General features: G+C 34.2%; 17 protein-coding genes. 4 read left to right on the forward strand and 13 right to left on the reverse strand.

Annotated features, from left to right (window positions below):
* Positions 1–9: 9 nt before the first annotated feature.
* On the forward strand, positions 10–1,608 hold the full coding sequence (locus ACNI3C_RS06045; protein WP_419771349.1) for a DUF8569 domain-containing protein: 1,599 nt from the start codon (positions 10–12) through the stop codon (positions 1,606–1,608).
* Between the two features lie 33 nt (positions 1,609–1,641).
* Here ACNI3C_RS06045 and mqnE read toward each other — a convergent pair whose 3' ends face one another.
* The 5 genes from mqnE to ACNI3C_RS06070 are packed head-to-tail and all read right to left on the reverse strand — an operon-like array spanning position 1,642 to position 5,020.
* On the reverse strand, positions 1,642–2,703 hold the full coding sequence (gene mqnE, locus ACNI3C_RS06050; protein ID WP_419771350.1) for an aminofutalosine synthase MqnE: 1,062 nt from the start codon (positions 2,701–2,703) through the stop codon (positions 1,642–1,644).
* 9 nt (positions 2,704–2,712) lie between these two features.
* Complete coding sequence (locus ACNI3C_RS06055; protein WP_419771351.1) at positions 2,713–3,033, reverse strand: hypothetical protein; 321 nt, start codon at positions 3,031–3,033, stop codon at positions 2,713–2,715.
* Positions 3,030–3,680 carry a carbonic anhydrase gene (locus ACNI3C_RS06060; RefSeq protein WP_419771352.1) on the reverse strand — a complete coding sequence of 217 codons (651 nt, stop codon included), beginning with the start codon at positions 3,678–3,680 and terminating at the stop codon, positions 3,030–3,032. The genes ACNI3C_RS06055 and ACNI3C_RS06060 overlap by 4 nt, the downstream gene beginning before the upstream one ends.
* A gap of 9 nt (positions 3,681–3,689) precedes the next feature.
* A complete protein-coding gene (locus ACNI3C_RS06065; RefSeq protein ID WP_419771353.1) occupies positions 3,690–3,926 on the reverse strand; it encodes a hypothetical protein in 237 nt (78 codons plus the stop codon).
* Positions 3,923–5,020 (reverse strand): aminotransferase class I/II-fold pyridoxal phosphate-dependent enzyme, encoded by a 1,098-nt coding sequence (locus ACNI3C_RS06070; RefSeq protein WP_419771354.1) that lies wholly within the window; start codon positions 5,018–5,020, stop codon positions 3,923–3,925. The genes ACNI3C_RS06065 and ACNI3C_RS06070 overlap by 4 nt, the downstream gene beginning before the upstream one ends.
* Positions 5,021–5,297: 277 nt before the next feature.
* On the opposite strand from ACNI3C_RS06070, the gene ACNI3C_RS06075 reads away from it, so the two are divergent.
* Positions 5,298–6,473: a YbfB/YjiJ family MFS transporter gene (locus tag ACNI3C_RS06075; protein ID WP_419771355.1), complete on the forward strand. Its 1,176-nt coding sequence runs from the start codon at positions 5,298–5,300 to the stop codon at positions 6,471–6,473.
* On the opposite strand, the gene ACNI3C_RS06080 is transcribed toward ACNI3C_RS06075, so the two are convergent.
* Positions 6,457–8,070: a cation:proton antiporter domain-containing protein gene (locus tag ACNI3C_RS06080; protein WP_419771356.1), complete on the reverse strand. Its 1,614-nt coding sequence runs from the start codon at positions 8,068–8,070 to the stop codon at positions 6,457–6,459. The two genes, ACNI3C_RS06075 and ACNI3C_RS06080, sit on opposite strands and share 17 nt — an antisense overlap.
* Before the next feature lie 117 nt (positions 8,071–8,187).
* Here ACNI3C_RS06080 and ACNI3C_RS06085 point away from each other — a divergent pair, with 117 nt between their 5' ends.
* Positions 8,188–8,859: a DUF502 domain-containing protein gene (locus tag ACNI3C_RS06085; protein WP_419771357.1), complete on the forward strand. Its 672-nt coding sequence runs from the start codon at positions 8,188–8,190 to the stop codon at positions 8,857–8,859.
* Here the strand turns inward: ACNI3C_RS06085 and ACNI3C_RS06090 are convergent.
* The 4 genes from ACNI3C_RS06090 to ACNI3C_RS06105 are packed head-to-tail and all read right to left on the reverse strand — an operon-like array spanning position 8,854 to position 12,521.
* A complete protein-coding gene (locus ACNI3C_RS06090) occupies positions 8,854–9,186 on the reverse strand; it encodes a YraN family protein (protein ID WP_419771358.1) in 333 nt (110 codons plus the stop codon). The two genes, ACNI3C_RS06085 and ACNI3C_RS06090, sit on opposite strands and share 6 nt — an antisense overlap.
* Positions 9,173–11,254 carry a molybdopterin oxidoreductase family protein gene (locus ACNI3C_RS06095; protein ID WP_419771443.1) on the reverse strand — a complete coding sequence of 694 codons (2,082 nt, stop codon included), beginning with the start codon at positions 11,252–11,254 and terminating at the stop codon, positions 9,173–9,175. Before ACNI3C_RS06095 ends, ACNI3C_RS06090 begins: the two co-directional genes overlap by 14 nt.
* 2 nt (positions 11,255–11,256) lie before the next feature.
* Positions 11,257–11,457, reverse strand: a complete 201-nt coding sequence (thiS, locus tag ACNI3C_RS06100) for a sulfur carrier protein ThiS (protein WP_419771359.1) — start codon at positions 11,455–11,457, stop codon at positions 11,257–11,259.
* Positions 11,458–11,513: 56 nt separating this feature from the next.
* Positions 11,514–12,521 (reverse strand): SAM-dependent methyltransferase, encoded by a 1,008-nt coding sequence (locus tag ACNI3C_RS06105; protein ID WP_419771360.1) that lies wholly within the window; start codon positions 12,519–12,521, stop codon positions 11,514–11,516.
* 134 nt (positions 12,522–12,655) lie between these two features.
* Here ACNI3C_RS06105 and pyk point away from each other — a divergent pair, with 134 nt between their 5' ends.
* Positions 12,656–14,104 carry a pyruvate kinase gene (pyk, locus tag ACNI3C_RS06110; protein ID WP_419771361.1) on the forward strand — a complete coding sequence of 483 codons (1,449 nt, stop codon included), beginning with the start codon at positions 12,656–12,658 and terminating at the stop codon, positions 14,102–14,104.
* Between the two features lie 18 nt (positions 14,105–14,122).
* Here pyk and ACNI3C_RS06115 read toward each other — a convergent pair whose 3' ends face one another.
* The 3 genes from ACNI3C_RS06115 to ACNI3C_RS06125 all read right to left on the reverse strand — a co-directional run bounded on the left by ACNI3C_RS06115 (position 14,123) and on the right by ACNI3C_RS06125 (position 17,227).
* Positions 14,123–15,298, reverse strand: coding sequence for a TolC family protein (locus tag ACNI3C_RS06115; protein WP_419771362.1), 1,176 nt, complete (start codon positions 15,296–15,298; stop codon positions 14,123–14,125).
* Positions 15,279–16,460, reverse strand: a complete 1,182-nt coding sequence (locus ACNI3C_RS06120; RefSeq protein WP_419771363.1) for an aminotransferase class III-fold pyridoxal phosphate-dependent enzyme — start codon at positions 16,458–16,460, stop codon at positions 15,279–15,281. Before ACNI3C_RS06120 ends, ACNI3C_RS06115 begins: the two co-directional genes overlap by 20 nt.
* 80 nt (positions 16,461–16,540) lie before the next feature.
* Entirely contained in the window at positions 16,541–17,227 is a 687-nt protein-coding gene (locus tag ACNI3C_RS06125; RefSeq protein ID WP_419771364.1) for a response regulator transcription factor, read from the reverse strand.
* Between the last annotated feature and the right edge of the window lie 43 nt (positions 17,228–17,270).

A 17,270-nucleotide genomic window follows, 5' to 3' on the forward strand; every position in this document is an offset into this window, starting at 1 on the left:
CGAGGGAATATGTTTGGTAAAAGTTCTCAATATGTTAATATCTTAAAATATTACAATCAATTAAAACTTGATTATAAGCAGTTATCCAATGATGATATCATTAAAGTTGAACACTCAACATTTTTAGTTACAGGCGACCTTTTACCTGAAAATGTTGTGTTTAAACTTAAGTCATTGGAAAAAAATGATTTTCAGACCTATTTTTCAACGCTTTGTGATACCAAACATCAAAAACTCTATTTAAAATCAGACAGAGCCGATGCCGATACCAATGTGGTGGTGGAACTCAATCATGATTATAATATTGCCTTAGATAAAAGTACGCTTTTTGAAACCAAACACTACTATGAATCTTGTGGCATTGATTATATCTATTCTCCTTTTCATATTTTAAATTTACATTGTGAACAAAATCCAAGTGCAAGTACCATTACAGGGTTGATTTTAAACAACTCTTTGTATCTGTTAATTTTGAATGAGAGCAATCAAATTGTTTATTACAGTATTGAGTCTTTGACCTCTTTTGAAGAGATACAAAAATCAAACTTTTATGACAATGAGATCTTTGGTCAAAAACTTTTTGATGAGATATACTATTTTGAAATTGAAAATATTATCAGTGATGTGTTGGCACAATTTTATGAAACCAAAGAGAAAACATTTATTGAGCGGGTTACTATTTTGCATATGGTTAAGCAACTTAATGAGGAACAAATTAATACCTTGCACAAAGAACTTTTAATTGAAGTGAATTATCACCCCATTTCAATTGATGATTATATGTATGAGTTATCCAAACAAAAAGCCCCTTTACAAAAAAGTTTTATTAAACCAAGAGTGAAGAAAAAAAGTCATTTTGCTCTGATTACCAGCATTATTATTTTTATTATTACCTTATGTTTGAGTGTCTATGTTTATAATTTTATTCATGCACAAAAAGAGTCTGTGCGTGAGCAAAACCGACTTGCAAAGATAAAAAAAGAGGAGGTAAAAGAGGTTAAAAAAGTTGAAATTGTCAAGCCTCCTTTGCCTAACCATGTTACGAAAAATGGTATCATTTCGAAAAGAGTTTTAAATCTGTTTGACATCATTCCTTATAATGTTGTGTTAGATGAGTTAGAAGTGGATGCCAACAGTGCCAAAATGGTGGTTGATTTATTGCAAGATGATATCTATATCAGAAGTATGCAACCCAATCTTTTAAAACTTTATAAATACTCAGGCATTGTGTTTGAAGACCCTAAAGCGACCATCTTAAAAGCAACCATCAGTAACGATGAGTTTATTCCTCTTGAGTCAACGATGAAAGAGGTTGAACCTGCATACATTACCAATGAGTTTTTACCTAAACAAAGAGTAGAAGAGAAGATTAAAGCTCTTTTAGGTGAGATGGCAACATTTGAATTTAAATCGGATTTTAAATCAGAAGTGACCACATTTAACTATTCCGTTAAAGTGTTGTATAAAGAGCCAAAAGAGTTTTTTGATTTAATTGAGAAGTTAAACAGTGAACTCTATTCGATCAATATTTCATACCCAATATCCATGAAAAAAGTTGAGTATGGTATTGAGACCAGTTTTATTCTGCAATTTCACCAAAACCATTAAACCATAACTAAGAGGTCAATTCACCTCTTAGTCTTACCACACTTTAATTTCGTTGTATACCGAGTCTCTTTCAACTGGAGTGAATCCAGAGTTTTTAATCACATCTACAAATTGTTGCAGAGGCATTCCATTGGCACTGGCTGCTCCTGCTGCTGAGTTGATTGACTCTTTTTCAATGGTACCATCTAAATCGTTCGCACCAAACTCTTGAGCGAGCATAGCCAATTTCACACTTGAAGTCACCCAATAGGCTTTAAGGTTAGCAATATTATCAAGCATGAGTCTTGAAATGGCAAATGTTTTTAAAATCTCTTGACCTGTGGGAAAATCTTTGACTTTTAAGAAGTTATTCTCAGTTTGATATACAAGTGGAATAAAGGCGTTAAAGCCATTGGTTTCATCTTGGAGTTCTCGAAGTCTCATCATATGATCAATTCTGTTCTCACGGCTCTCTATGTGGCCAAAAAGCATGGTTGCATTGCTTTGTTTGCCCGCTTTGTGCCAGAGTTTATGGATTTCAAGCCATTGATTCGATGAGACTTTCCCCCCACAGATTTTTTTTCGTACTTTTTCATCAAAAATTTCAGCCCCACCTCCTGGCATAGAATCAACGCCACTTTGTATCATACGAGCAATAATCTCTTCATAACTGAGATGATACTCCGTACTTAAAAAGTGGATTTCAGCTGCAGTAAGCGCTTTGATATGAATTGCAGGGAATTGCTCTTTGATTTTTCGGAAAATATCCAAATACCACTCCAAACCGGTATGGGGATTATGAGCCGATACAATATGTACTTCTTTGATGTTGTTTTTAACGGAATTTTCTACCGTATTTAAAATTTCATTATGTGTGAGGGTATAGGGGTTTGGATTTTTTCGGCTTGAACTGTAAGCACAAAATTGGCACACGTCTTTACAAATATTGGTAGGATTGATGTGTCGATTAATATTAAAGTAGGTTTTATTCCCAAACTTTTGTGTTCGTATTTTGTGGGCATATTTGCCTAAAGTAAAGAGGTCTAAATCAAAAAGATTGACCCCATCTTCAAAGCTCAGTCGTTCACTGTTTTCTAATTTATCTATAAGTTTCATATTTGTCCATTATTTGCATTCAATATCTTTGCTGTATTCATGTTTGTAATTGTATAAAACAAACCCTTTACACTCTTTATTGGTCTGTAAATCTTTGAATTTCAAAGTGTAGAGTGTCTCTTTTCTTCTTACTTCTTCATTTTCAACTTTATGTGTTTGAAATACAACCACATCTTCCGTATTTTGGTATCCTAAGGTTGCTAATACTTCTTGGAGTTTATCATCTCTCATTTGTGTACTGAAGATATAGTAAGCAAAACCTACAATAATGATAACAACAATGGCAACAATTTGGATTTTAGGTATTTTTCTGACTTCGATTTTACTCATGGTTTTAACTCACTTATTGGTTTATATTTTTTTTCAACTAAATCATAATATTCAATATCACCTGTTTCAATGGAGTAGTACCAACCATGGATTTTAAGTGTGCCTGCATCAACTTTTTGTTTAACTGCAGGATAAGAAAAAAGATTTTCAACTTGATATAAAATTGAATTTCTTTCGGTTTGACGATAAAGTTCTTCTTTATTGTTAGGATCTTGGATGGTTCTGAGCGTAAACTCTTTGGCTTTTTGTCCTAACTCCAACCATTTTCGTATGTGTACAAGGGAATCATCATCGGGAATCTCTTCATACAAACTTTTACACGCACCACAATGTGAATGTCCACACACAATAATGTCTTTGACTTGAAGGACAGATACTGCATACTCAATAGCAGCAGCACTTCCATGAAAATCATTGTCGGCTTGGAATGGAGGAATAAAGTTTCCTACATTTCGTAAAATAAACATATCTCCTGGTTTTGAATCTAACATCAAATCATGGGTAACACGGCTGTCACTGCACCCAATAAAAAGCACTTCAGGCTTTTGACCATGTTTAATTGATTTGATAAGTTCACTTTCAAAGTAGGGGAAATATTGACTTTTAAACTTGGTATTCCCTTTGATTAATTGTTGAATTCTGTTCATGTGTTGCTCTTATTGACCTTTAATAATTTTTGTCTCTTTTAAAGATATGGCAGTAACTTTTTTTACGCCATCTTCATCGTCTCTTTTTACATCTTGGTATTCGACTAAATAATCAAATTTATCACATGAAACCAATGTGGTATACGTGGATAATTTGATGACTTCACAGTTTTTAGGAGCAATTATGCTCTCTTGTGCAAAAAGTCCAAGTGAGGTCAGTATCACAGATAATAGATATTTTTTCATCGGTACTCCTTTAATAAATTACACGTTTGAATTAAATCTTTTTGATTAATATCAATTTTGGCGATAAGTCTTATTATAGCCTCTTTTACGGTTGGCTGTCGAATCGCACCTACAACCAATCCAGACTCTTTCAATTTTGATTGAATTTCCAATACTTTTTTATTGTCATTTATTATAATAGGAATAATCAAACTTTTTGATTTAATATTCAAAATATTTTCAATAATTTCCAAATTCTTTTCTATTTTTGCTTTTAACTCTTTTTTGTGTTCCAAAATATAATAAAGCGATTCTAAACCCATGGCAGTATCAAACAAAGAGGGGGCAGTGGTATAAATAATGGCTTTGGCTCGATTGATTAAAAAGTCGATGATTGCTTTTGAACTTAAAATATAAGCGCCATAACTTCCATATGCTTTGCCTAAAGTCCCCATTTTAATGTGATTTTGTTTGGGTTGAATATTATAATAGTCAAAAATACCCAAAAGGTTCTCTCCAATAACACCTGAACTGTGCGCTTCATCGACAATTAAGATGGCATTGTAGTCATCGGCAATATCAAAAATTTCCCTTGAAGCAATATCTCCATGCATGGAGTAAACGCCTTCAATGGCAATGACCACTCTGCCTTGTAAGGTATTTGAAGCTTCAATTTTTGCTTTTAAATCGTTTGCATCGTTGTGCTTAAAGAGTATTACTTGATTTTTTTGCAGCAATTTGGTTGCAACCATGCCACTGGCATGATACTCTTCATCGATAAAAAGTGTATCTTTTTTTCTTACCAATGCTTCAATCATGGAGAGGTTGGCCAAAAAACCACTGCCAACAATGACCCCCTCTTCAAAACCATTGGCTTGGCATAACGCCTCTTCAAATGTTTTGTGTATGGTTGAGTATCCATTGACTAAAATGGAGGCTTTGGGGCCAAAGTGACCATTGGCTAAGACTCTTTCATATGCTTTTTGAAACAATACTTTGTTACTGGCTAATCCTAAGTAGTCATTTGAAGCCAAATCTATGAGGGATTCATCTGATATTTTTCGTTCTCGATAACGGTTGGATTTTTTTATGGCAGTTAACTCTTTGTGATACAAAAAAGCTCCTATTTTTGGTTTGTAATTATAGTAGATTAATAATTAAATGCAATTTAGAAAATTTTTTTAGAAAAAGCTATGTATTTGCTACAGTTCTATGTTACATTACCTTTGTTGATATATAAGACTTCCTATTTTAAACAGTTTAGTTTAGGATCAGATGAAATTTCTTCCCACATTTATGCAGAGACTTGTGGTCAAAGAACTCATCTGTATCCTTTACTTTACGCACCTTTTATTTCTCACCTGAGATATTTCAAAAAAAGGCAAAATCATTATGAATTTATTAGACCGAAACAGTAATACCAATATTATAATTGCAGGAATTATTGCCTTAATTGTAGGCGTGGGAGTGGCGCGATTTGTCTTTACATCACTGCTTCCATCTATGCTTGAAAGCACCATTACCCTTACCTTTGCAGGTGTTTTAGCCTCTTTGAATTTTGCAGGGTATTTAAGCGGTTCTATCTTTGCGGTGTTTATAAAAAATATGCAAACCAAAGTTAAATGGTTTCGTATAGGAATGGTTTTGGCCATTTTAACCACACTAGTGCTTGCTATTACAACCAACGAAATTATTTGGCTTATCTCCCGTATTATTGCAGGTTTTGCTGCAGCAATGGGATTGGTTGTAGGCTCAGCCATTGTTATGAGTAAACTTAAATTTGATGATAAAACCAAAGCCATGGGAATACATTTTAGCGGAATTGGATTCTCCATTGCCATTTGTGATATTGTTACAAGAATCGTATTTTTTTATGCGGGTACTTGGCAAGATGCTTGGATGGTTTTGACCATTTTTGGCGCAATCATTGCGTTATACCCTATGTATATTTTAAACTTTGATAAAACAGAACCTTCTCATACAACGCATCATAAAATCGATAAATCCATCTTTTCTGTTTTTGTGATTGTTTTATTGGCTGCTTATTTTACCGAAGGGGTAGGTTTTGTTATACAAGGTACTTTTTTGCCCGATATCATTAACTCACTGGAAGGCTTAGAAGGCTTTGGGACATTAACTTGGCTTATTGTTGGGATTTCTGGTATTTTTTCTTGCATTATTTGGATGCGTTTGGCCGCACGTTTTGGTTATATTACTATCATTATCATTGCCATGAGCATACAAGCCTTAGGGGTATTGATTCCAACGTTTACTGTAAATCCCTTGTTTATTGTTCTCTCAGGTGTTTTTTATGGAGGAACATTTGTGGGATTGGTTGCACTGTTTATGAGTTTAGGGGGAAAATTAGCGGGGAGTAATCCTGTTATTTTAATGGGGGCATTAACAACAGCTTATGGAATAGGGCAAGTCATTGCCCCTTTGTATGCCGTTGTATTAACCGATTGGTCGGGAAACTACAATTACGCGTTGTATGTGACGGCGATTATTATCATTGGAGGAATTTTGTTGCTCTTAGGAGCGAAAAAAATCCTTAAGGTGCAATACTAGGTTTCAGGCTCTCTTTAACCAGCAGTTGTGCCACTTCATGTTGTGCTTGCACAAATGTTTTGATGTTGATATCTTTGAGCTCTTTTCTCTCTTCAATGGTATCCACATTGACAATTAAACTGGCATTTTCATCATACGCCAATACTGCCTCACAAATCAATCTTTTTTTGACCATACTGTTTACTGTAATGATAATGCTTCTGGCTTCATCGGCTTTAAGTGATTCTAAAACGGGTCGTTTATCTAAGTGTCCAAAGTAGGCTTTATAGCCCCTTTTTCTTCCTAAAAGAACGTGTCTTAAGTCATCAGAAATAATAACAAAGGGAATTTCTTGCTCCTCTAATTTTTGTGCTACTATTCGTCCCAATGTGGAGAATCCACAAATAATGACGTGGTTTTTCTCTTGAATGGGAGTAATTTTATCTGATTCATAAAATTCAACCACAAAATAAGAAGCCAATTTATAGATGTTATTGACAATAAATGGGGTGATAATCATTGACATTACGGTCACTAAAATTAAGAACTTACTCAACTCCTCACTGAGCAGATGATCATTGGCAGCTAAGGCAAAAACGGCAAATGAGAACTCCCCAATTTGACACAAGGCCAACGCTGATTTTACCGAATCACTTTTGTTGGCTTTTTTACGGATTAAAAAGTAAACCACCAATGATTTTACAAGCATAACCGTTATAAATATAAACAAGATTAACAAAATATGACTCAATAAAAAGTGTACATCTATTTTGGTTCCCACAGAAAAGAAAAATGCTCCTAAAAGCAGATCTTTATACGAAGAAATATCCGATTCAACTTTGACATGATACGACGTTTCTGCAATAATCATTCCTGCAATAAAAGCTCCCAATGAGTAAGTAAATCCCATTTGATGTGCCAATAAAGATGCTCCAATGACAATGGATAAGACAGAACCCAAAAAGAGCTCTTCGAGTTTACTGTGGGTTGAGAATTGTAAAAGCCAATTCATAACGGTTTTTCCAATGGTAAACATAAAGACAATGACCAAAATTGCACTGATGACAGTATTAAGTAAAACTTCACTCAGGCTTAACGTATTGTTCGATAAAAAGCTGATTAAGAGTAAAATAGGAATAACCGCCAAATCTTGAAAAATTAAAATGGCCGTTGATTTTTCACCATAGGGAGTATAAATATCTTTTGACTCTTTTAAATAGGTTAAGACAATGGCCGTTGAAGAGAGCGAAAAAGCAAGGGCAATGATAATAGATGGTGTCGTATCAATGTGAAAAAAGTAGTATGAAACCAAAAAAATAAATGTGGCACTGATGCTCACTTGCAAAAAACCATTAACAAAAAGAATCTCTTTCATCTTTTTGAGTTTTGAAATGGACATTTCAAGCCCAATGGTAAACATTAAAAAGACGATTCCAAACTCTGCAATTAAGTTTAAAGCATCTAAATCTTTGTCTCCATTAAAATGAAAAATATTGCTGATGATAGTACCTGTGATGATGTATCCAATAATATGCGAAATGGATAATTTTTTAAGAATAATGTTTAAAACAGTTGCGATAGCAAGAGATATAAAAATAATTAATAGTACTGATTCCATAGTGTATTTTACTCTTTATTTGAAATTTTTTAGAAAAGAATGTGTATAGATAGTATACAAATGCGAAGATTAAAAAGAAATAATGTTATGCTTTCGTAATAATTTAAAGGATGATTGATGAAAGCTCCAAAAGAGATGTTATTTTTAGGGAAAAAACATATGTTAGAACTCATGGTCAAAGGGCTTTTTTGGTTGGCACCTATCATTGCTATTTCTATTATTATACTTTGGCTGTATAACAAAATGAGTGCCTTAACAGGCTTTTTGTTCAGAATGTTTGGCTTTAACCCAGCGAGTTATCCTCTGCTTTGGACAATTATTGGTGTAATATTTATTGCATTCATAGCGTATGTCATTGGTTTTTTTGTAGAGACAAGATTGGGGGATTTGATTCAAAAACTCTATGCTAAAATTCCTGGATACTCTACTATAAAAGAGTTGATTAATATTTTTAATACTTCAAAATCGGGTGAGCAAAAAGTGTTGGTGGTGCTTATTCGAGGGTTTGCCAATGAGGGATACAATATTGGTTTGATGTACTCAACCAAAGAGAGCATTCTAAAAGATCATTACACCGTGACGCTTTCAATGACTCCCATACCTAATGGTGGATATATGTTTGAAGTACATCAAGATAATATTCATGTCATTAAAGAGGCGACTTTTGATTCAAATTTACAATATTTGCTTTCAATGGGAGTAAAAAGTTTGGCAGAGATTTTAAAAATTCAACCCAAAGAGATTGAAGAGTTCCCTACAATAAAAGCGTTTTTAAAGAAAAAATTATAGCGTAATGTTTTCCAAAAACTCAATTTGATTATCTACTACAATGATGGCATCAAGGACAAATGCCACATTGAGTTTTTTGCTTTGTAAATAGTAATCGACACTTCGTTTGAGTTTTGAGAGTTTTGTTGGCGTGATATTTAAAATGGCGGTTTCATAATCTTGAGCGGATTTGACTTCACAAAAATGATAGATGCCATTTTTACTGGCAATAATATCAATTTCACCCAATTTTTTTGCATAGAAATTTCTCTCAATAACAGTAAAGCCCTGTGAAATCAGATATTCACAAGACTTTTGTTCGGCAATATCGCCTTTAGACCGGCTCAACTTCTACTCGCACAGATTTGAATCTTGCTGTCATAATCAGTTCATCGGCTTCATCTCCAAAGATGAAATTGACTTTTGATTTTGCATGATGAAACGTCGTAAAAAGTGTACCGGGTTTGATGGTTTTAACATACTTAATGGGCATAATAGAGGTTTCTCCATATTGAGTTTTTAATACCACATGGTCACTTCCAATGCGTTCTTTATCTTCAAGAGAAGCCAAAATCACATCTTGGTCATATTTGTCATTTAAAACGTCACTTTGAATGGTTTGCGCTGCATTGTTATAGTGCACAATGGTTCTTCCCGTGGTCAAATAAAACTCATTGGGAGCAAACGTTTCATTGTTGACCAATTTCTTAATTTGCTCTCGAAGGCGATATTGATTGTAAAGAAAAGTTCCTTTCCCATCTTCGGTTCGGAATTTATCAATGTGTAAAATGGGGGTATCCTCTTTGGCAATAGGCCATTGCATCCCACGGTTTCTGTTTTTAGAGAGTTTATGATAGGTTGCCCCACCAAATCGTGTCCCTACAGCTTCTTTGGCTTCATTCCAGACATCTTCGCTGGTTCCATACACAAAATCCCCAGAGATTTTATTTTCAATGTCTCGTAAAACCTCCCAATCGTCAGGCATTTCAGCTTCTACAAGCGGTTGTGAAAGGTGCAGTCTTCTCATGGCATTGACATACACGCCCACTTTTTCATAGGCCGATTTAACTCCAAAAATAATGTCCGCTTTTTTAGTGACTTCATTCATAAAGAGTTCATTGGAAATAATCACATCAAGTTTCTCCAAAGCTTTTTGCATTTTGTTTTGGTTGGGATGAATGTGTGCCAAATCTTCTCCCATGACATATAAGGCTTTGATGTTGCCTTTGAGCATCTCTTCAACAAGCTGTGGAGTCATAAGCCCAATCTCTTTTGGTGTTTTATAATCGGGGTCAAAGTAGGGCAGACAACCTGTATCACATGCCCCTTGGACATTATTTTGACCTCGTAAAGGCATTAATCCTACCCCTTTTTTACCAATATTTCCTGTGAGCATGGCCAAATTCGTAATTGCCATAACGGCATAAGAACCATCAAGATGTTCCGTAATCCCCAATCCCCAAAAAAACATGGATTTTTTCGTGGCATACGTACGTGCAACTTCTGGAATTTGTTCCGCTAAATACTCATACCCTTTGATTTTTTTCATAAACTCAGGGTTGGCATATTCATCTTCTAAAATAGAGCTTTTATAGTGTTCAAACTCTTTACAGCGAGCATCAATAAACTCATTGTTGTAGAGTTTTTCATTTAAAATAACATATGCCATCATGTTTAAAATGAGTAAATTGGCTTCATAGGGAATGACCAGTTCATTTTTAGCAAATTTCCCCAATTGAATTTGTCGTACATCAATAACAGTCAATTCTGCTGTTTTGTCACGAGCAGCTTTAATGATTCTATTGGCAACAATAGGGTGTGCTTCAGTGGTATTTGAACCCATGACAATAATATTCTCAGCTTCAAAAATATCATCATACGGGTTGGTTGCAGCACCTTCTCCAATGGCAGTTTTCATCCCTTTTAAGCTGGGACTGTGACACACTCTTGCACAGTTATCCACATGAGGTGAATCCATGGCGGTTCGTACAAATTTTTGGAACATATACGAACTTTCACAAGAGGTTCTGGCACCTCCCATTCCACAAAAAGCGTGCCGACCGTATTGCTCTTTTATCTCTAAAAGTTTCCAAGCTGCAAGTGAAGTTGTAAATTCATACGGTGCTTCATAATAAATATCATCAAAATGTTTCAGGGTTTTTGCACGCGCTTTTAACTCTCTTGGCATCTCATCTAAGTTTTTTTCTATGAATGTTTTTTTCACACGACAGTTTCGAATTCGGGAAGGAGCATCGACAAAACCAAACCCCGTTTTACCTTTAATGCAGAGTTTCCCTTGTGAAACATAACCATCGTTTTGAGCATATATTTTTAATATTTTATTGTCTTGTACTTGTGCGGTAATATCACATCCCACACCACAATATGTACAGACTGAACTGATATCAGAAATCATTTTCAACCACCACCTACAAATTGTAATAACTCAATTTTATCGTCTGGTCTTAATTGAAAAGATGACCAATTATCTTTTTTAACAATATCCATGTTAACTGCTGCTGCCATAACCTTATCTTCTATTTGCAAAGAAGTAATAATACATTGTAAAGTAGAGTCATTGTTAAACTCTTTTTCAATACCATTTACAATAAGTTTCACTCCAAATCCTTTGTTATTTTATGATGTAAGTAAGCAGACAAAAAGAGGAGTAGCACTTAATCTTTTTGAAAAACAGCCACTTTAAATCTGTCGCCCATACCTGTTGGTTCAAGCAGTGTTTTGACCTTTTGAACTTCTCTTAAATAGGCATTTTCACCCGCATTTTCTTTCAATATTTCAAGAAGGGAGATTATACCAAATTCTACAAGTGCTTTCAATTGAGTTTGGTAACTTATATTCTTGATATTAGTTTCTTTAAAGCTATCAATTAAGTGCATAAAGTTGACATCATAGGTAATGTCACTTTGCCCAAAAAAGGTTTTTAAATCTAAATTCTCTTCAAAAATGGGATAAACTTTGTGTTTATGGTAAATTCGTGTTGAGAAGTCATTACGGGGGTATTTCTCTCCATAATCAAATGTTACAAAGATAAATTTTTTAATATTGGTATATAATGTTTGTGCAAAATCTTCAAACCCCAGTGAAATTTCCCCTTTTGAAATGGCGTACCGTTTACAAATATTGAGCAAATATTCATCGGTGCATGTTTCCAAGGAGAGTTTATGGTCATGTATGTGCAAGTTTTGTTTGATGCCTGTATCGGTGGTATAAATGAGTTCACACGCAAACGCATCAAAAATCTCATTGGCAACAATAAAGGCACTGTCGAGTTTAACTTCACTGATGTCACTGTAGTGAGTCAGTTGAACGGCATCACCAAAAGAGTCTTTAAAATATTTTTGTTGTTGTTTTTTCAGATGAGGAAACTTCTCTACAATAGCAAAATGAAGCGTGTTCAAAAGTTCTGGCTGTAAAGTATAAATAAATTGAATCATATCTGCAAGCAAATATCCATGATGTGCGCCAATTTCTACAATGGTACAATCTTTTGGCAACACACCCGCATTAATAGTATCAACCACTTTTTTACCAATGGTACCTCCAAAAAATTTTGAAGTTGATACCGAAGTATAAAAGTCTCCCTCTTTTCCAATCGTGTGATATTGCGTATAATAACCTTTTTCTCCATAGAGCCAGTCATTAAAGTAGGTGCTGAATTTCATACTGATTTATCCTTTGTGAAGTGAAATTCTACATTTTTAGTCCAAATTTGTCAATGAAGTGAGCTTGCGTTGTAACTTGAATCTCTTTATTTTTGGTATAATAGAAGATAATAAATTTTATAAGGAGACGGCCAGTGGAAAAAAAGACAAAAATTTTAGCAACTTTAGGGCCAGCAAGTGACAGTGTTGAGATGATTGAAGGGCTTATTAAAGCCGGTGCAAATATGTTCAGACTTAATTTTTCTCATGGAAGCCATGAGTATCACTCACAAACATTAGCCAATATTAGAACCGCGATGAAAAACTTGAATGTGGTTGTTGGTGTTTTACAAGATATTTCAGGACCAAAAGTAAGAATTGGTGATCTTAAAGAGCCTTTTGAATTAATTCGAGGCGATATTATTACGTTACAAAAAGAGGAGATTATCGGATATAAAAAAGCAGACAACGAGTATGTGGTCTCAATTAACTATCCCGATATTATTTCAAAAATAAAAGTTGATGAGTATATCTACTTATACGATGGAACCATTCGAGCCAAAGTTATTCAAACCGAAGGTGAACTCAAAGCTGTCATTGAAAATCATGGAATGTTGAGTTCAAGAAAAGGGGTAAACTTCCCTAACACTGCTATTGATATTGATGTTATAACAAAAAAAGATGAAAAAGATATTGTTTGGGGTGTTGAAAACAAAGTGGATTATTTTGCCATTTCATTTGTACAAAATGCCAAAGATATGATCAATGCCAGAAAACTTTTGGGTGGATATAAAGGACGATTGATTGCTAAAATTGAGAAATTTGATGCCGTTGAAAACATCAATGATATTTTAGAAGTCAGTGATGGCATCATGGTTGCCCGTGGAGATTTAGGAATTGAAGTTCCTTACTATGAAGTTCCAACCATTCAAAAAAGTTTGATTAAAAAAGCCAACATTGCGTGTAAACCAGTCATTACTGCCACTCAAATGCTTTTGTCTATGACCAATTCAGAACGGGCAACACGAGCAGAAATTTCAGATGTTGCGAATGCGGTGCTTGATGGTACGGATGTGGTTATGCTTTCAGAAGAGAGTGCTATTGGGGAAGACCCAATTAATGTTGTGGATACTATGAGCAATATTATTGCCAAAACAGAAGAGATTTATAACTACGAAAAACAGTATAAAATGCCTTATTTAGATGAGTTCGATGTGATTCAAGCAACGGCAACTAAATTGGCTGATGATATTGGCGCAAAAGGTATTTTAGCCGTGACCAGTTCAGGGCAAAGTGCGATTAAAATGTCAAGATACCGACCAAAAACAAAAATTTTGGCGTTTACGCATAAGAAAAAAGTGTTAAATGCTCTTGCTGGTGTTTGGGGGGTTACTCCTGTTGGCATGATCAAAGAAGCACATGCGTCTGTGATGTTTTATAAAATGTTAAAAACCTTAGAAGAAAAAGGGATTTTAGATAAAAAAGGTCCCTATATCACAACCATTGGGTATCCTGTAGGAATGCCAGGAAGTACCAATACAATTAAGATTTTAAATGAGTCTGAGATTGAGTACTATTTAAATTTAAAAACAAAAAATAAATAGAAGAGATACCTCTTCTATTTAGATTTCCATTTTGGCATAAATGTCCAAAAGTTCTATCTGTCTCTCTAATTCCAATATTTTTATATCATACGATTTTATCTCTTTTGAGTTGGCTAAGGTTTCTACATCAGCTTTAGCATTGAGTCCTGCATCAGCAGCTTGAGTAATATCATCAAGCAGTGAGGTATAGAGTTTGAAATCTTCTTTTGCAATCTCTTCTTTTGATTTAATCATATTAATTTTAGCCAGTTTTGTTCGGTAAAAATTCTCCTCTTCTAAAACGGTTGTATTGAGGGTAATTTTTGATTTCAAATAATCTATTCGTTTGCTTTGAATATCATTTAAGGTTCTTACATCCAAAGGAACAGTCAAATTCAATCCCATAACTGAATTCCCTTCTAAAGCGGGATTATTGTCTTTGTCATGATATTTGGTATAGTCATAAGTAAAATTAACGGTTGGAAGATATTTTGCTATGGTCATGAATTGATAGTGATCTTTCGTGGCAATATCTTCTTTGCTTTGTATAATATTTAAGTTTTTATCAATAAAGTTACTGTTTTCTTGAAGTTCCAAATGAGGCAACTCAAATTTTTCATATGAACTGCTTGCTAAATTATTGAAATTGTTGATGAGCTCTTTTTTTTGGTAGACAAGTTCCACATAACTGTTTTTTTTAGTATTGGCATCTAAAATGGCGTTGTCTAAAAATGAAGCATCGCTTAAGCCATTTAACACTTGTTCTCTTTTTCTTAAAACATCTAAGTTGGCGTTGGCAATTAACAGTTCTTGTTTTTTGATACTGTAGTTGATTTTATGGATATTAAACAGCAGTTCAGTTGCATCTTTTATCATCGCTTTTTTTTGAATTGTAATATCCAAATTGGAGTATCTTTCAAGGGCATTTGCATATAAAATGGCTTGAAAGATTCCACCACTTTTAAAAATGGGTTGGCTGATGGATACCGTTGATTTGAGTGGATTATATTTCTCATCGGTGGTTTGAGAGAGTTTATAATTAACGGGATTAATCCAATCTTTTCTTAATTTTGCAGCATCTTCTTTGGTTTGATCGCTGCTTAAATCAAAAAGTTTTAATCTGTCATTTGAAAGAATTTGTTCATTGGCAGTTGCTGCCAATGAACACAGCAGGAAGAGTGAAAATATAAAAGCTTTAAATCTTTGTAAGCGCATAGGCTAACCTTTTAAATCCTTCATCAATCTCCTCTTTTGTGATGGTCAAAGGAGGAAGAAATCTCAGTGTGTTTTTCCCTGCTTTTAACACCAAAACACCTTCTTCAAAGGCACTTTTTATAACAGCAGCCAAGGTGGCTTCATCAACGACTCTTAGGCCTCTCATGAGTCCCAAACCAACTTTTTGTGTAAAAACTTTTTGATTCTCTTCAAAGAGTTGAGCCAGTTTTTTCTCAAAATAGATAATCGCTTCATCCAAAGCACCTGAGTTTTTATACGCATCTAAAATGTCCACAACTTCAAGCGCTGCACGCGTGACAAGATAGTTCCCTCCAAACGTTGAACCATGATCGCCTGGTACAAAAATATCTTTGAGTGTGGTCATTACAACACCAATGGGAACACCTCCTCCTACACCTTTTGCCAGAGTAATGATATCGGGTTCAATTTCATATAAGTTGGATGCCAAAAATTCACCGGTTCGGTAACATCCGGTTTGAACTTCATCAATGATAAGCAAAATCCCTTTCTCTTTTAAAAATTTTGCCAAATTTTGTACTTCTGCTTTATCTAAAGGTTGAACACCACCTTCTCCTTGTACCAATTCAATCATTACTGCAACCGTTTCATCATCGATGGTAGTGTAGATGTCTTTTAAGTAGTGATTGTATGAAAACCCTTCTGGATACGGGGCAAAATTGGGCGTGTGCATTTTGTCTTGACCCGTTGCTTTAACCGTAGTTATGGTTCTTCCATGGAAAGAGTGCGCAAGCGTGATAACTTTATATTTTTTGCTTTTAAATTTGGTTTCTCCATATTTTCGTGCAATTTTAATGGCACCTTCATTGGCTTCTGCTCCACTGTTAGCAAAAAACATGGAGACATCGTATCCACAAAGTTCATGTATTTTTTGGGCTAAAAGTGCCTGAGGTTCAATGGCATAAAGGTTTGAAATATGGGTGATGTTTTTGACTTGCTCATAAATGGCATTGGCAACTTTTTCATTACCATGTCCTACTGAGACAACACCAATACCTGAAGTAAAATCAATATAATCTTTATTTGTGTCATCAAAAAGTGTGGCATTGACACCTCTTTTAAAATTGACATAGTTTCTTGCATAGGTATTTAAAACATACTGTTTGTCTTTGTTTTCTAACATAAAAAATCCTCTTAAATCTTTTAAAAATCTAAGAGGATTATAGCTAAAAAATATTTAGAATTAAAGTTAAAGTATAAGAATTATTTTTTATTTTTAACTTTTAATCTGTAACCTATAGCATAGACAGATTCAATCAATTCATAATTGACTTTAAGTTTGAGTCGGTAAAGTAACGTTCTGAATTTACTTGTACTGCATACGGTGTCATCATAAATAAAATTCATGATATCTTCCGTACTTACTGTTGAGTTCAATCTTGAACTTAACAGTTTTAAAAGTTCTGTCTCTTTTTTAGTCAGTTTAATCTCTTTAGAATTTTTATAAAGTTTATCAAGTTTTTTGTCCCAATAAAAATTATTTGCCAATTCTAATAAGTTGACTTTATGATCATCTTCTTTTAATTCATCAACGGCTCGTCGTACAATAATCCCTAAATCTGCGGCATTAATAGGTTTTATAATATATTCTGTAAGGTTTAATTTAATGGCAACTAATAACTCTTCTACATTTGTATCTTTTGTTAAAATAACAATTTTTGATTTTTTATCCAAATCTCTTATTTTTTGTGCAAGCTCTAAACCGTTCATCTCTGAAAGATTCATATCCAGTATTAACAGTTGAGGTTTTTTGTCTTTATAGAGTTCCCATGCTTGTTTTCCGGAGTTTGCATCATAAACATTCTTACATAAACCTTTTAAATACGATAAGCAATCATCACGTTTTGCATCGTTTCCTTGTGCATAAAGGAGAGTGTAGTTTTCTATCATAATGTACTCTTTATATTTTATTTTTTGCTCATAGTAATCATAG

The organism is Marinarcus sediminis (SeqCode), assembly GCF_048571275.1.
Classification (GTDB): Bacteria; Campylobacterota; Campylobacteria; order Campylobacterales; family Arcobacteraceae; genus Marinarcus; species Marinarcus sediminis.

Bases quoted from the DNA above. Each gene is read 5' to 3' on its own strand.
- ACNI3C_RS06080 (WP_419771356.1), bottom strand. From the start codon at position 8,070: ATGGAATCAGTACTATTAATTATTTTTATATCTCTTGCTATCGCAACT.
- ACNI3C_RS06085 (WP_419771357.1), top strand. From the start codon at position 8,188: ATGAAAGCTCCAAAAGAGATGTTATTTTTAGGGAAAAAACATATGTTA.
- ACNI3C_RS06055 (WP_419771351.1), bottom strand. From the start codon at position 3,033: ATGAGTAAAATCGAAGTCAGAAAAATACCTAAAATCCAAATTGTTGCC.
- ACNI3C_RS06125 (WP_419771364.1), bottom strand. From the start codon at position 17,227: ATGATAGAAAACTACACTCTCCTTTATGCACAAGGAAACGATGCAAAA.
- ACNI3C_RS06105 (WP_419771360.1), bottom strand. From the start codon at position 12,521: ATGAAATTCAGCACCTACTTTAATGACTGGCTCTATGGAGAAAAAGGT.
- ACNI3C_RS06060 (WP_419771352.1), bottom strand. From the start codon at position 3,680: ATGAACAGAATTCAACAATTAATCAAAGGGAATACCAAGTTTAAAAGT.
- ACNI3C_RS06065 (WP_419771353.1), bottom strand. From the start codon at position 3,926: ATGAAAAAATATCTATTATCTGTGATACTGACCTCACTTGGACTTTTT.
- mqnE (WP_419771350.1), bottom strand. From the start codon at position 2,703: ATGAAACTTATAGATAAATTAGAAAACAGTGAACGACTGAGCTTTGAA.
- ACNI3C_RS06095 (WP_419771443.1), bottom strand. From the start codon at position 11,254: ATGATTTCTGATATCAGTTCAGTCTGTACATATTGTGGTGTGGGATGT.
- ACNI3C_RS06045 (WP_419771349.1), top strand. From the start codon at position 10: ATGTTTGGTAAAAGTTCTCAATATGTTAATATCTTAAAATATTACAAT.
- ACNI3C_RS06120 (WP_419771363.1), bottom strand. From the start codon at position 16,460: ATGTTAGAAAACAAAGACAAACAGTATGTTTTAAATACCTATGCAAGA.
- ACNI3C_RS06075 (WP_419771355.1), top strand. From the start codon at position 5,298: ATGAATTTATTAGACCGAAACAGTAATACCAATATTATAATTGCAGGA.
- ACNI3C_RS06115 (WP_419771362.1), bottom strand. From the start codon at position 15,298: ATGCGCTTACAAAGATTTAAAGCTTTTATATTTTCACTCTTCCTGCTG.